This window comes from Ectopseudomonas khazarica, from assembly GCF_017915135.1.
Lineage (GTDB): Bacteria > Pseudomonadota > Gammaproteobacteria > Pseudomonadales > Pseudomonadaceae > Aquipseudomonas > Aquipseudomonas khazarica.
Genome location: NZ_CP068551.1, coordinates 3700112 through 3713238, shown reverse-complemented (window position 1 = coordinate 3713238; position 13127 = coordinate 3700112). Strand labels below are relative to the sequence as shown.

At 66.6% G+C, this 13127-nt stretch carries 10 protein-coding genes; 5 read left to right on the top strand and 5 right to left on the bottom strand.

All coding sequences use genetic code 11. The features are described 5' to 3' along the window. Positions 1–43 precede the first annotated feature (43 nt). Positions 44–1282 (top strand): maltoporin, encoded by a 1239-nt coding sequence (locus tag JLK41_RS17505; RefSeq protein ID WP_037053659.1) that lies wholly within the window; start codon positions 44–46, stop codon positions 1280–1282. Positions 1283–1652: 370 nt separating this feature from the next. Here the strand turns inward: JLK41_RS17505 and mapR are convergent, their stop codons facing one another. Beyond that, the gene (gene mapR / locus JLK41_RS17500) at positions 1653–3065 is read right to left on the bottom strand and encodes a GntR family transcriptional regulator MpaR (RefSeq protein WP_037053662.1); all 1413 of its coding nucleotides are present in this window, start codon (positions 3063–3065) and stop codon (positions 1653–1655) included. Positions 3066–3278: 213 nt separating this feature from the next. After that, positions 3279–4682: a cytochrome c oxidase accessory protein CcoG gene (gene ccoG, locus JLK41_RS17495; RefSeq protein ID WP_210389460.1), complete on the bottom strand. Its 1404-nt coding sequence runs from the start codon at positions 4680–4682 to the stop codon at positions 3279–3281. Positions 4683–5023: 341 nt separating this feature from the next. Between ccoG and JLK41_RS17490 the strand changes: the two genes are divergently transcribed. Genes JLK41_RS17490 through JLK41_RS17475 form a run of 4 tightly spaced genes read left to right on the top strand, consistent with a single transcriptional unit; the run spans position 5024 to position 8245 of the window. Beyond that, complete coding sequence (locus JLK41_RS17490) at positions 5024–6691, top strand: nitrite/sulfite reductase (protein WP_210389459.1); 1668 nt, start codon at positions 5024–5026, stop codon at positions 6689–6691. Next, entirely contained in the window at positions 6688–7215 is a 528-nt protein-coding gene (locus JLK41_RS17485) for a DUF934 domain-containing protein (protein ID WP_152489238.1), read from the top strand. Before JLK41_RS17490 ends, JLK41_RS17485 begins: the two co-directional genes overlap by 4 nt. Further along, positions 7212–7565: a CidA/LrgA family protein gene (locus tag JLK41_RS17480; RefSeq protein ID WP_037053670.1), complete on the top strand. Its 354-nt coding sequence runs from the start codon at positions 7212–7214 to the stop codon at positions 7563–7565. The genes JLK41_RS17485 and JLK41_RS17480 overlap by 4 nt, the downstream gene beginning before the upstream one ends. Beyond that, positions 7562–8245 carry an LrgB family protein gene (locus JLK41_RS17475; RefSeq protein WP_210389458.1) on the top strand — a complete coding sequence of 228 codons (684 nt, stop codon included), beginning with the start codon at positions 7562–7564 and terminating at the stop codon, positions 8243–8245. The genes JLK41_RS17480 and JLK41_RS17475 overlap by 4 nt, the downstream gene beginning before the upstream one ends. A 203-nt stretch (positions 8246–8448) precedes the next feature. Here the strand turns inward: JLK41_RS17475 and JLK41_RS17470 are convergent, their stop codons facing one another. From JLK41_RS17470 to JLK41_RS17460, 3 genes are all read right to left on the bottom strand, one after another. Continuing rightward, the gene (locus tag JLK41_RS17470; protein ID WP_037053673.1) at positions 8449–9174 is read right to left on the bottom strand and encodes a S1 family peptidase; all 726 of its coding nucleotides are present in this window, start codon (positions 9172–9174) and stop codon (positions 8449–8451) included. A gap of 135 nt (positions 9175–9309) precedes the next feature. Further along, positions 9310–11793, bottom strand: coding sequence for a glycerol-3-phosphate 1-O-acyltransferase PlsB (gene plsB, locus JLK41_RS17465; protein WP_210389457.1), 2484 nt, complete (start codon positions 11791–11793; stop codon positions 9310–9312). A gap of 329 nt (positions 11794–12122) precedes the next feature. Next, entirely contained in the window at positions 12123–12965 is an 843-nt protein-coding gene (locus tag JLK41_RS17460) for an EamA family transporter (RefSeq protein ID WP_210389456.1), read from the bottom strand. Positions 12966–13127: the final 162 nt, after the last annotated feature.

Below are 13127 nucleotides of genomic sequence, written 5' to 3'. Positions count from 1 at the left end.
GGTAATCCGCAGCATCGCTCAATAACAACAATCAGGAGCAACGATGAAGACCACACAGCAACGCCTCACCTGTTCACTCGGCGTCCCCTGCGTGCTGGCGCTGGCCATGACCACGCCGCAGGTACAGGCCGTCGAATTCAGCGGTTACGTGCGCAGCGGCATCGGTGGCGCGGATACCGGCGGCACCCAGCAATGCTTCCAGCTGCCGGGGGCGCAATCGAAGTACCGCCTGGGCAACGAGTGCGAGCAGTACGCCGAGCTGGACCTGCGCCAGGACCTGCTGCGACTCGATGATGGTTCGGTGATCAGCGTCGAGGGCATGGCGCAGCTCTACAACCAGTACGGGCACACGCCCAAGTTCACCGGTGACTACGGCTTCGCGCGGATGAACCAGATGTACGCGGAATGGAGCAACATGCCGGCCCTCAATGGCGGTTCGCTGTGGGCCGGGCGACGTTTCTACAAGCGTAACGACATCCACATCTCCGACTTCTACTACTGGAACCAGAGTGCCACCGGCTTCGGTATCGACGAGATGGTCATCGGTGATCTCAAGTACAGCTACGTGTTCTCGCGCAAGGACAACTACGATCAGGAGCCCTACATCAACCGCCACGACTTCAACGTCGGTGGTTTCAAGGTCAATCCGGGTGGCGAGCTGGAAGTCGGCGTCAGCTACATCGACAAGCCGGACAGCACCGACGGCCACAGCGGCTGGGCGGTGACCGCGCAGCACAAGCAGCAGGACGTCCTCGGCGGCGTCAATACCTTCGCCCTGCAGTACGGACGCGGGCCGGGCACCGGCCTGGGATACACCGGCGACCCGACCCTGGACAACAGCAGTAGCAGCTGGCGGCTGGTGGAGTTCTTCGACTTTCAGGTGACCCCGCGTCTTGGTGGCCAGGTGCAGCTGGTGTATCAGAAGGACAAGCGCCCGGATGGCGCGGACCAGAACTGGCTGTCCGTCGGTGGCCGTACCAGCTATGCCTTCACCGAGCAGTTCAAGCTGGTGGGCGAGCTCGGCCGCGATCAGGTCGAGGCTCCCGGTGGTACGCGCAAACTGACCAAGTTCACCATCGCGCCGACCTGGTCGCCGGCCGGCCCGGGCTTCTGGCAGCGCCCGGAAATTCGCCTGTACTACACCTACGCCAGCTGGAACAAGGCGGCGCAACGGGCCGCCAACCTGCTGGCCGACGGCTCGGCACTGTCCGAGAACGGCGCCTTCGGCAGCGCCCGCAACGGCTCCAACTTCGGGGTGCAGGTGGAGTACTGGTGGAAGTAGGGCCCGCCCCCTGGTTGCCTGGGTGGTGGATGAAAAAGGCGTCATCCACCCTACGGCATGGATGGGATTTGATGGCAAGGCGTAGGGTGGATCACGCTTCACCGATCCACCGTGGCTGCCTGTGTGGTGGATGAAAAGAGCGTCATCCACCCTACGGCATGGATGGGGGGATGGCGAGGCGTAGGGTGGATCGCGCTTCATCGATCCACCGTGGTTGCCTGCTCGGTGGATGAAAAGAGCGTCATCCACCCTACGGGCATGGATGGGTGGATGGCGAAGCGTAGGGTGGATCGCGCTTCATCGATCCACCGTGATGGCCTGGGTGGTGGATGAAAAAGCGTCATCCACCCTACGGGACACGTGTGCGGCGTCAGAGCAGCCCCGCCACCAGGCGTCCGAGCACTTCCATGGCCTGCTCGCTGCGTGCGTTCCAGGCATGGCCGTAGTTCAGCCGCGCACAGTGGCGGAAGCCCTGGCTGGCGGAGAAGATCGGTCCCGGCGCCAGGCTGATGCCCTGGGCCAAGGCCAGGCGCAACAGCTGCAGCGAATCCAGCCGTTCGGGAAACTCGAACCAGAGGAAGTAGCCACCGGCCGGGCGGGTGACTCGTGTGCTGGCGGGAAAGTGCCGGGCGGCCGAGGCGAGCATCGCGCTCTGCTGCATCTCCAGGGCATGGCGCAGCTTGCGCAGGTGGCGGTCGTAACCACCGTGCTGCAGGTAGTCGGCCAGCGCCGCCTGGGCCGGTACGGAGGGCGAGATGGTGGTCATCAGCTTGAGCCGGGCGATCTGTTCGGCATAGCGCCCGCCGGCGACCCAGCCGATGCGGTAACCCGGCGCCAGGCTCTTGGAGAAGGAGCTGCAGTGCATCACCAGGCCTTCGCGGTCGAAGCTCTTCACCGGCTTGGGCGGGTGGCTGCCGAAATACAGCTCGGCGTACACATCGTCCTCGATCAGCGGCACCTGGTGCTTGACCAGCAGTTCGTACAGCGCCTGCTTCTTGGCTTCGCTCATGCTGGCGCCGAGCGGGTTCTGCAGGCTGCTCATGAACCAGCAGGCCTTGATCGGCAACTGCTCCAGGCTCTGTTCGAGGGCGCTCAGGTCGATGCCCTCGCGTGGGTGCACGGGAATCTCAACGGCCTTGAGCTGCAGCCGTTCCAGCACCTGCAGGCAGGCGTAGAAGGTCGGCGATTCGATGGCCACCAGATCGCCGGGCTGGGTCACGCACTGCAGGCATAGGTTGAGCGCCTCCATGGCGCCGTTGCCGATCACCAGTTCCTCCATCGGCAGCATCACGCCGCTGACCATGTAGCGCAGGGCGATCTGCCGGCGCAGGTCGGCGTTGCCGGCGGTCATGTCGGCGATGATCTCGTGCGGCGAGAGCATGCGCAGGGCATGCGCCATGCTCTTGGCCAGGCGCGGCAGGGGGAACAGGTCGGGGCTGGGGAAGGCCGAGCCGAAGGGCACGGTGTGCGGGTCCTTCAGCGAGGCCAGCACGGAGAACACCAGCTCGCTGACGTCCACGTCGGTGGTGTGGGCCGCGTGGCTGGTCAGCTCGGGTTCGTGCAGGGGGCGCTTGGCGTGTTCGCGAACGAAGTAGCCGGAGCGCGCCCGCGCCTGGATCAGGCCGCGATCCTCCAGCAGGTAGTAGGCCTGGAACACAGTCGACGGGCTGACCCCGTAGGTCCGGCTGGCGTGGCGCACCGAGGGCACCTTCTCGCCGGGGCCGAGCACGCCGGTGCGGATCAGTTCGGCGATCTCGTCGGCGAATTTTTCGTAGCGCTTCATCCTGTCCTGGTTCACCGCAGCAAAGGGTATGGGCGAACACTTTACGGGGTGAGCGGCAGACATGGCAGTGCCTCGTGAATCGGTGAAGAGGGGGCGCGGGTGCGAGCGTGCTGTCGCCACCCGGCGATGGAGCAAGGTGAGGCGTGCCTGCACCCTCTCCCCGTGGGGAGAGAGGGGCGCTCCGGTTGAGGAGGCAGCACGCCGTGCCAGGCCTCAACGCAGCGGCGCGAGGAAGGTGCTCTGGGTGCTGACGCGACTGTCCGGGTTGGCCTGGTCGCGGACCTCGAACTCCAGGGTGCGTGTGCTGGCAGCGTTTTCGGCGGAGGTGAGTGCCACGTTCAGCGGCAGGTCACGAATTTCCCCCGGTGCCAGGTTCAGCGTACGCGGGCCGTGCAGTTCGAAGTCGCCGGGTTCGACCAGGGCGATGGCATAGCTGCGCGGTTGCTGGGTCTTGTTGATGATCTTCAGGCTGTAGATGTTCTCGATCTGGCCCAGGGCGTTCTCGCGGAACAGCCCCCGGTCGCGGGTCACGTCCAGGGAGATCAGCGGCCGCTCGTTCAGCGCCCAGACGAAGGCGCCGATCATCACCGCCAGCATCGCCGCGTAGCCGACCAGGCGCGGGCGCAGCCAGTGGGTCTTGCCGCCGGCCAGTTCGTGTTCGGAGCTGTAGCGCACCAGGCCACGGGCATAGCCGAGCTTGTCCATCACACTGTCGCAGGCGTCGATGCAGGCGCCGCAGCCGATGCATTCCAGCTGCAGGCCATCGCGGATGTCGATGCCGGTGGGGCAGACCTGCACGCACATCGTGCAGTCGATGCAATCGCCCAGGCCTTCGGCCTTGTAGTCGGCGTCCTTGCGGCGCGGGCCGCGGTTCTCGCCACGGGCGGCGTCGTAGGAGATGACCAGCGTATCGCTGTCGAACATCACGCTCTGGAAGCGCGAGTAGGGGCACATGTCGCGGCACACCTTCTCGCGCAGCCAGCCGGCGTTGATGTAGGTGGCGGCGGTGAAGAACAGCACCCAGAACGCGGTGGTGGCGCCGACCTGCAGCGTCGCCAGCTCCAGGGTCAGCGTGCGGATCGGCGTGAAGTAGCCGATGAAGGCCAGCGCGGTGACCAGGCTCACCGCCAGCCACAGGGCGTGCTTGGCGCCACGGCGTGCCAGCTTCTGCAGCGACCAGGGCGCGGCGTCGAGCTTGATGCGCTGGCCGCGATCGCCCTCGGTGATCTGTTCCACGCGCATGAAGATCCAGGTCCACACGCTTTGCGGGCAGGCATAGCCGCACCAGACGCGGCCGGCCAGCACGGTGATGAAGAACAGGCCGAAGGCGGCGATGATCAGGATGGCCGAGAGGAGGATGAAATCCTGCGGCCAGAAGGTCGCGCCGAAGATGTGGAACTGGCGGTTGTCCAGGTCCCAGAGCACGGCCTGGCGGCCGTTCCAGTTGATCCAGGCGGTACCCAAGAACAGCAGGAACAGCAGCCCGGCACCGAGCAGGCGCAGGTTGCGGTAGCGCCCGCTGAAACTGCGGGTGTGAATCGGGCCGCCGGCCTGGGCCGGGGTCAGGCGGATGGGTTTGGCGGTGTCGAGGTTCCGCGCGGGAATCAGGTCGGTCATGTGCGTTGCCCTCATCAGGCGTTTATCAGGCTGGCGCCATGATCCGAGCGGGGCTGTTCGCAAAACAGGCTCAGGTTTTCGTTAAAAAAGCAGATCAGATGCGCCCGGTCGGCGCCCCGGAAACGCCTTCGGCTGGCTGCAGGTCGCGTCGATCAAGGCGTCCAGCGTTGCGGTCAGGCGCCCAGCGGCGCGCCCCCTGCGACATCGCGCCGCGCTGATCAGAGCCGGTTGCCGGTCGTTCCCCGGTCCGTCTGATCCGGTTTTTTTAGGCTTTTCTGGCGCTGTTTTCGGTGCACGGCCGGCAGGCATAGTCGACACCCCGTGATCAGGAGGCAGCCGGCATGTACCAATACGACGACTACGACCGCGCGCTGGTGCGCGAGCGCGTCGCCCAGTTCCGCGACCAGATTCAGCGGCGCCTGAGTGGCGAGCTGAGCGAGGAGGAGTTCCTGCCGCTGCGCCTGCAGAATGGCCTGTACCTGCAGAAGCATGCCTACATGCTGCGCGTGGCGATTCCCTACGGCACCCTGTCGGCACGGCAGATGCGCGCCCTGGCGCATATCGCCCGCGAATACGACCGGGGCTACGGGCACTTCACCACGCGGCAGAACATCCAGTTCAACTGGATCGAGCTGGAGCGCGTGGCGGACATCCTCGACTGGCTGGCCGAGCACGACATGCACGCCATCCAGACCTCCGGCAACTGCGTGCGCAATATCACCACCGAGGCCTTCGCCGGGGTCGCCGCCGACGAGTACCTCGACCCGCGCCCGCTGGCCGAAATCCTGCGCCAGTGGTCGACGGTCAACCCGGAATTCCTGTTCCTGCCGCGTAAGTTCAAGATCGCCCTGTGCGCTGCCGAGGAGGATCGCGCGGCGGTGCAGGTGCATGACATCGGCCTGCAGCTCTACCGCGACGAGGTAGACGAGCTGCGCCTGCGCGTGCTGGTCGGCGGAGGCCTGGGACGTACGCCGATCATCGCCCAGATGCTGCGCGAGGGCCTGGCCTGGCGTGACCTGCTGTCCTACGTCGAGGCCATCCTGCGCGTGTACAACCGCCATGGCCGGCGCGACAACAAGTACAAGGCGCGCATCAAGATCCTGGTCAAGGCGCTGGGCATCGAGGCGTTCGCCGCCGAGGTGGAGCGCGAATGGCAGATGATCAAGGATGGCCCGGCACAGCTCACCGACGACGAGTACCAGCGCGTTGCGGCCTCCTTCCGCAAGCCGGCCTACGTGCCGCTGGATGCCATCGATCTCGACTTCGGCACCCACCTGGCACACGACGAGGCCTTCGCCCGCTGGGTCTCGCGCAATGTCATGGCGCATCAGGTTCCCGGCTACGTCAGCGTGCTGCTGTCGACCAAACCCGGCATCAGCGCGCCGCCCGGCGATGTCAGCGCCGAGCAGATGGAGGCCCTGGCCGACTGGAGCGAACGCTACGGTTTCGGCGAGATTCGCGTCGCTCATGAGCAGAACCTGGTGCTGCCCGACGTGCGCAAGACCGACCTCCACGCGCTGTGGACGCAGGCCCAGGCGGCCGGCCTGGGGACCGCCAACGCCGGCCTGCTCACCGACATCATCGCCTGTCCGGGGGGCGACTTCTGCGCGCTGGCCAACGCCAAGTCGATTCCCGTTGCACAGGCCATCCAGCAGCGCTTCGACGACCTCGACTACCTGCATGACCTGGGCGAGATCAGCCTGAACATCTCCGGCTGCATGAACGCCTGCGGTCACCACCATATCGGCAACATCGGCATTCTCGGCGTCGACAAGAACGGCAGCGAGTGGTACCAGCTCACCCTCGGCGGCAGCCAGGGCCGGCAGGCGGCGCTGGGCAAGGTGATCGGCCCGTCCTTCGCCGCCGAACAGGTGCCCCAGGTGATCGAGCGCATCGTGCGCACCTACGTGGACTACCGCGAGGTCAACGAAGGCTTTCTCGACACCTTCCAGCGCATCGGCCTGGAGCCCTTCAAGGAGCGCGTGTACAGCCGGGAGGTGGCGGCATGAACAACCTGATCCGTCTGGTCGAGGGCCAGGCCCGTATCGTCGATGACGATCCCTGGCAGCTGCACGACGGCGACGACGCCCCGTCGGCGCCGCTGATCCTGCCGCTGGCGGCCTGGCGCGCACGGCAGCCTGCGGCGGTGCTGGAGGGCAGGGCGATGAGCGCCGATGGCCTGTTGCTGCAGGTGGATGACGAGCCGGAAGCGCTGCAGCCGTTGCTCGCCAGCCTGACGCTGATCGCCATCGACTTTCCCAGCTTCCGCGATGGCCGTGGCTACAGCCAGGCCTACCTGTTGCGCACGCGCCTGGGCTGGCGTGGGGAGCTGCGGGCCGTGGGCGACGTGCTGCGCGATCAGTTGGCGCACATGCGCCAGTGTGGCTTCGATGCCTTCGCCGTGCGTGCCGACAAGTCGCTGGCCGATGCACTCAAGGGCCTCGACGGGCTCAGTGTGTTGTATGGTCGCTCGGTCATTGAACCGCGCCCGCTGTTCCGTCGCGGGCGCCATAAGGAGGAATCGAGATCATGATGGTGCGTGGCCTGTTCTGGCTGGTCCTGCTGCAACTGTTTGGCGTGGCCCTCAACCACTGGCTGTTGCCGATGCTGCCGGCGTCCATCATCGGCCTGCTGCTGCTCTCGGTCTGGCTGATGTGGCGCGGCGCCGTGCCCGAGCCCCTGCAACAGGCCGCCGGCGGCCTGCTGCCCTACCTGCCGCTGCTGCTCGCGGTACCGGCCTCGGGGATCATGACCAGCACTGACCTGCTGCTCGGCGAGCTGCCGGTGATCGCCACGGCGCTGGTGCTGTCGCTGCTGGTCACGGTGCCATTCTGCGGCTGGTTGCTGCAGACCCTGATTCGCCGCCAGGAGCGCAAGGGATGACGCTGCTGACTCACCACCCGCTGTTTGCCATCGCCCTGACGCTCGCCGCTTTCCTGATCGCTGCCTGGCTGTATCGCCGCAGTGGCTGGCTGGTGTTGCAGCCGGTACTGGTCTCGGTGACGCTGATCGTCACCACCCTGCTGCTGTGCGGGGTGGACTACGCGACCTACCGCGCCGGTGCGGAGCCGGTGGCCTGGCTGCTCGGTCCGGCCACCGTGGCGCTGGCGGTCCCCCTGCAACACAACATCAAGCGCATCCGCCAGCTGTTCTGGCCGATCATGATCACCCTGTTCGCCGGGGGCGTGCTCTCGGTCAGTCTGACCCTGGCCATCGGCTGGGCCCTGGGCGCCGACTGGAGCGTGGTGATGAGCCTGGCGCCGAAGTCGGTGACCATGCCGATCGCCATGCCGGTGGCCGAGCAGATCGGCGGGGTCGCGTCGCTGGCCGCGGTCATGGTGATGCTCACCGGGGTGATCGGCACGGCGCTGGGGCCGTTGCTGTTGCGCTGGGCCGGTGTCGATCATCCGGCGGCGCGCGGCGTGAGCTATGGCATCAACGCCCACGCCATCGGCACCGCCCATGCCTTGCAGGAGGGCGAGGAGTGCGGCGCGTTCGCCGCCCTGGGCATGAGCCTGCTGGGTATCGGCACCGCGTTGCTCCTGCCGCTGCTGCTGGCCTGAGGCCGGCGTGCGCTGCGGCGAAGCGTTCGCGGCTGAAGCCGCTCCTACGGCTCTGTACGAAAAGTCGTCGAGCGAAGGTCAGGCCAGGCCGATGGCGGCCCCACGAAATCGCTCGAAGAAGCGCAGTTTACGTGCTGTAAATGAGCATTCTGAGAGCGATTTCAACGCAGCATCACCGAGCGCAGGCACTTTTCGTACAAAGCCTACGGGGCGGGTGATTCGGTCAGCGTTAACAGGATATCGGCATACCAGGTGCAGTTGAGGCCCAGGGCTTCGTCCTGATCCTCGTCGCGGTTGCCGAGCAGGCGCGTGGAGTGGATGCCGAGCAGGCGCCAGGGCAGTTCGCTGTCCAGCTCGGCGCGCTTGACCACCGGTGCACCGCTGATGCCGCGATGGGTGCGGCCATCGGTGAGGAAGTAGCCGAGCCCCTGAAAGCGCAGGCCGAACGAGGAGGCCAGGCCGGCATGCCGGGCGACCGGCATGCGGTGCAGGCTGTCCTGGAAGCCGAGCGGGAAGCCCACCACCAGCAGCGTCGAGCCGATTTCGACATCTTCGTCAGGCTGCAGCAGGTGTTGCGGGGTGAAGGCGTGGTAGGCGCCGTCATGGGGAAGGGCTGCCTGATCCAGTTCGATCACCGCCACATCGATCTCGCCGGCGCTGTCCATGCCTTGCCGCCACAGATGCTGCTCGCCGTCATACAGCGGGATGGAGAAACTGACGGTGCTGGCCAGGTTGCTGGCGTCGGTATGCAGTTCGATCTGCAGGCTGTCGGGTTGATGGCCACTGGGTTCGTCGAGCACGACGTGGCGGCTGGTGACGAGAAACAGCCGCTGCTCGCGGCGGAAGAAGAAACCACTGGCGTTGGTCAGTATCTGCCCAGCCGCCAGGGTGGTGATGCGTGCAGCGCTCAACATCAGGGAGTCGATCATGGCCGGGCCTCCTGCCGGTGTGTGGCTTGACGACTGACTGCCAGACGCCTGCCAGGTTCGCCTTGGTTCACGCTTGGCGTATCGAGCCATGCGGGTGGATGGGGAAAACGACATCCACCCGGTGCGGCAGCGGCGTCAGACGCTGGCCGGCTCGTCCTCGTTGCGGTCCAGCGCCACCTGGCGGATCGACAGGCGAATCTCGGCCGGCAGCACGCGCTTGGCGGCGCCTTCGGCCAGCTCGCTGAGCAGCGGGTGGTGGCTGAGCTTGCCGGCTTCGTCCTGGCGCAGCACGCCCTGATCCAGCAGGCTCTGGATGAAGTGGCGGAACAGGCTCTTGTCGAAGAACTCCGGCGCATTCAGGCCGTGCAGGATCGACAGGCGCTGGGCCATCACCGTGCACAGGTCCTCCAGTTCCTCGGCGCTGATCGCGTTCTGCCCGGCATTGAGCAGCAGGGCGATGGCCATGTAGAAGCGTTGCAGGGTCTGCGCCACCGAGCGCGACAGCAGCGTCAGCAGGACGAACTGGCGGGAGCTGGGCGCCGGGCGCACGTAGACGTCGCCCTCGACCTTGAGCAGGCCCTGCTCGACGAACGCGGCCAGCCACTGGTCGACCACGCCTTCCAGCTCGCTCTGCTCCCAGCGGATGAACAGTTCGGACTGCAGGTAGGGATAGAGTGCGCCGGTGAAGCGCAGGATCTGCTCGCGGCTGATGCGTGCGCTGCTCTGGAAGAAGCTCGCCAGCAGCGCCGGCAGGGCGAAGATGTGCAGCACGTTGTTGCGGTAGTAGGTCATCAGGACGGCGTTCTGCTCGTCCAGGTAGAGAATCTTGCCCAGGGCGTCCTTCTGCTCGGCCAGCAGGTCCATGCCCTTGGCGTGCTCGATCAGCGCCGCGCCGTCGCCTTCCGGCAGGGTGGTGTGGGGCGAGTAGGGCACGGCCCGCAGCAGCGCCAGGTACAGGTCGAGCACGCGCGCCAGGGCGCGGTCGTCCAGCGCCAGCTTGCTGGTGGAGAGCAGTGCCAGGGCGACGAGGTTGACCGGGTTGATCGCCGCCGCCTCGTTGAGGTGGCGCGCCACGTGTTCGCCCAGGCGGTTGGTGGTCTCGTTGAGCCAGCTCGGCCGGTACTGCGGGCCCAGCTCCTGCTGGCGCCAGCCGGGTTGCTGCTGGTCGAGGAATTCGCCGAGCTTGATCGGCTCGCCGAAGTTGACCGACACCTGGCCGAAACGCTGCTTGAGCGCGCCGAGCACCTTGAACAGGTCGAAGATCGATTCCTTCTTCTTGCTCGCGCCGCGCAGCTCGCCCAGGTAGGTGCGGCCTTCGAGCACGCGCTCGTAGCCGATGTACACCGGCACGAAGACGATGGGCAGGCGATGCGAACGGAGGAAGCTGCGCAGGGTGATGGCCAGCATGCCGGTCTTCGGTCGCAGCATGCGCCCGGTACGCGAACGGCCGCCCTCGACGAAGTACTCCACCGGGAAGCCCTTGCTGAACAGGGTGTGCAGGTACTCGTTGAACACTGCGGTGTACAGCGGGTTGCCCTTGAAGGTGCGGCGCATGAAGAAGGCGCCGCCACGGCGCAGCAGACCGCCGATCACCGGCATGTTGAGGTTGATGCCGGCTGCGATGTGCGGGGGCGTCAGGCCGTTGCGGAACAGCAGGTAGGAGAGCAGCAGGTAGTCGATGTGGCTGCGGTGGCAGGGCACGTAGATCACCTCGTGGCCCTGGGCGATGTCACGCACGCCCTCGATGTTGTGCACCTTGATGCCGTCGTAGATCTTGTTCCAGAACCAGGACAGCACCAGCTCGAGGAAGCGGATCACCGTATAGGTGTAGTCCGAGGCGATCTCGTTGCCGTAGCGCAGCGCCTGGGCTTCGGCCTTTTCCAGGCTGATCTTCTCGCGCTCGGCCTCGTCGACGATGGCCTGGCGTACCAGCGGGTCGTGGACCAGGCCCTTGACCAGGTTGCGCCGGTGCGACACGTCCGGGCCGATCACGGCGGCCTTCTGGTTGCGGAAGTGCACGCGCAGGATGCGGTGCACCATGCGCAGGGTGCGCTCCTGGCCCTTGTCCTGCTCGACCAGTTCGCGCAGGTGGATCGGCGTGGAGAACTGCACGCGGGTCTTGCGCCCGAGGATCAGGATGCTGACCAGGCGGCGCAGGCGGCCGGTGACGGCCCAGCTGTCGGCGAACAGCAGTTTCCAGGCGCTGGTCTCGCGATCCGGCGACTGCCCCCAGAACACGCTGACCGGGACGATCTGCGCGTCATCCACGGCATGCTGGCCGAGGGCGCTGACGACGCGAACCAGGGTGGGTGAAATCCCGCGTTTGTCCTGGCGGCCGAACCAGTCCGGCTCCGGGGTCAGGTAGAAGAAGGCCGCCGGCTCGACATGTTCCCCGACGGCCACCGGCAGCACCGGGCGCGGCAGGCCGGCCTTGGTGCACTCGCGGTCGACCACGGCCAGGTCGCTCACCGAGGGCTGCTGCAGCACGTAGAACACCGGCTTGCTGCGATCGAGCTTGAGGGTGAAGGCGGACTGGTTGATGGTTTCCGAGCGTACCCAGAGGTACAGCAGGCGGCGCAGCGCGCTGAAGGCCATGCGGCGCAAGGGAGAACGGGTCATACGGACTCTTGAGCAGATAAACGAGCGGATGCTCGGGAAGGGCGCTAGTGTGCCGCAAGCCTGCCTGGCGGGCAAAAAACTTCCGGGACCAGCCGCTGGCGCCGCGGCCTGACGAGGCTGCCACGGCCGACAGGGCTGGCACCACGTCGGTGTCCGTGCAGTCAGCCTGGCCAGCATGCCGCCGGCACATGACGAAAAAACGGTCGACGCCTCGGCCCCCGTTGTTCAACAGAACCGCAAAGGCGGCTTCGGGTTCCCGAGCGGAATGCCGGGTCAGCCTCTGCAGCGTGCCGCGCGAGGGGTATCGGCCATGTCGCTCCTCGAATCGGCTACGCCAGCTTCATCAGCACCACGCCGAGCGCGATCACCCCGCACGCCAGCAGCCGGATCGGTCGCAGGGGCTCCTTGAGCAACAGCACCCCGAGCAGCACGGCAAACACCACGCTGGTTTCGCGCAGCGCCGACACCAGGGCCACCGGTGCCTGGGTCATGGCCCAGATGACGATGGTGTAGGCCGCCATCGACATCGCTCCGCCGGCCAGCCCGCCGCGCCAGTGCGGGCCCAGCTGGAGAAAGGCGCGCGGCCCGCGGCTGACGGCGAGCACCGCCGCCATCACCGCGCCGTTGACGCTGAACAGCCACAGCGAATAACTCAGCGCATCGCCGTTGGCGCGGGCGCCCATGGCATCGCTGAGGGTGTAGCCGGCGATGAACAGGGCGGTCATCAGGGCGCAGAACAGCATCGCCCGCTGCGGGGCCTGGTGGTGGCCGCCGCGCAGCGCCATCAACCAGATGCCGATCACCAGCACCAGCAGGCCCAGCAGCTGCTGGGTGCCGAGCCCGTCATGCAACAGCAGCAGCGAGAGCAGGGCGACCATCAGCGGCGAGCTGCCGCGCGCGATGGGGTAGACCTGGCCCAGGTCGCCGTACTGGTAGGCGCGGGCCAGGAAGAAGTTGTAGCCGATGTGCAGCACGGCCGACAGCGCGATCCAGGGCCAGGCTGCGCCCTGCGGTACGGCGACCAGCGGCAGTGCGCAGAGCGCCACCAGGCCGGCGCCGACCTGGATCAGGGTGGCGGTCAGGAAACGATCGAGACCGATCTTGAGCAGGGCGTTCCAGCCGGCATGCAGGGCAGCGGCGGCGATGACGGCGAGAAAGACCGTGGTGTCCAAGACGGGCCTCGAGGGTAGCGATTGTCGAAGAAAATCAGCAGGATCGGCGCCGATGTCGCTCGGCTTGCCATGATGGGTCAAGCAGGGGTGTCAGTCTGCCGCACGCCGCATTATCGGGCAAAATCCGTTGCAGACTGATGGCAGCACAGTGGCGCGGCAGTG

What these genes read in the sequence shown, in the direction of transcription:
- JLK41_RS17485 (WP_152489238.1), top strand. Translation starts at nt 6,688, where the DNA reads ATGAACAACCTGATCCGTCTGGTCGAGGGCCAGGCCCGTATCGTCGAT.
- JLK41_RS17505 (WP_037053659.1), top strand. Translation starts at nt 44, where the DNA reads ATGAAGACCACACAGCAACGCCTCACCTGTTCACTCGGCGTCCCCTGC.
- mapR (WP_037053662.1), bottom strand. Translation starts at nt 3,065, where the DNA reads ATGAAGCGCTACGAAAAATTCGCCGACGAGATCGCCGAACTGATCCGC.
- JLK41_RS17480 (WP_037053670.1), top strand. Translation starts at nt 7,212, where the DNA reads ATGATGGTGCGTGGCCTGTTCTGGCTGGTCCTGCTGCAACTGTTTGGC.
- ccoG (WP_210389460.1), bottom strand. Translation starts at nt 4,682, where the DNA reads ATGACCGACCTGATTCCCGCGCGGAACCTCGACACCGCCAAACCCATC.
- JLK41_RS17475 (WP_210389458.1), top strand. Translation starts at nt 7,562, where the DNA reads ATGACGCTGCTGACTCACCACCCGCTGTTTGCCATCGCCCTGACGCTC.
- JLK41_RS17490 (WP_210389459.1), top strand. Translation starts at nt 5,024, where the DNA reads ATGTACCAATACGACGACTACGACCGCGCGCTGGTGCGCGAGCGCGTC.
- JLK41_RS17470 (WP_037053673.1), bottom strand. Translation starts at nt 9,174, where the DNA reads ATGATCGACTCCCTGATGTTGAGCGCTGCACGCATCACCACCCTGGCG.
- plsB (WP_210389457.1), bottom strand. Translation starts at nt 11,793, where the DNA reads ATGACCCGTTCTCCCTTGCGCCGCATGGCCTTCAGCGCGCTGCGCCGC.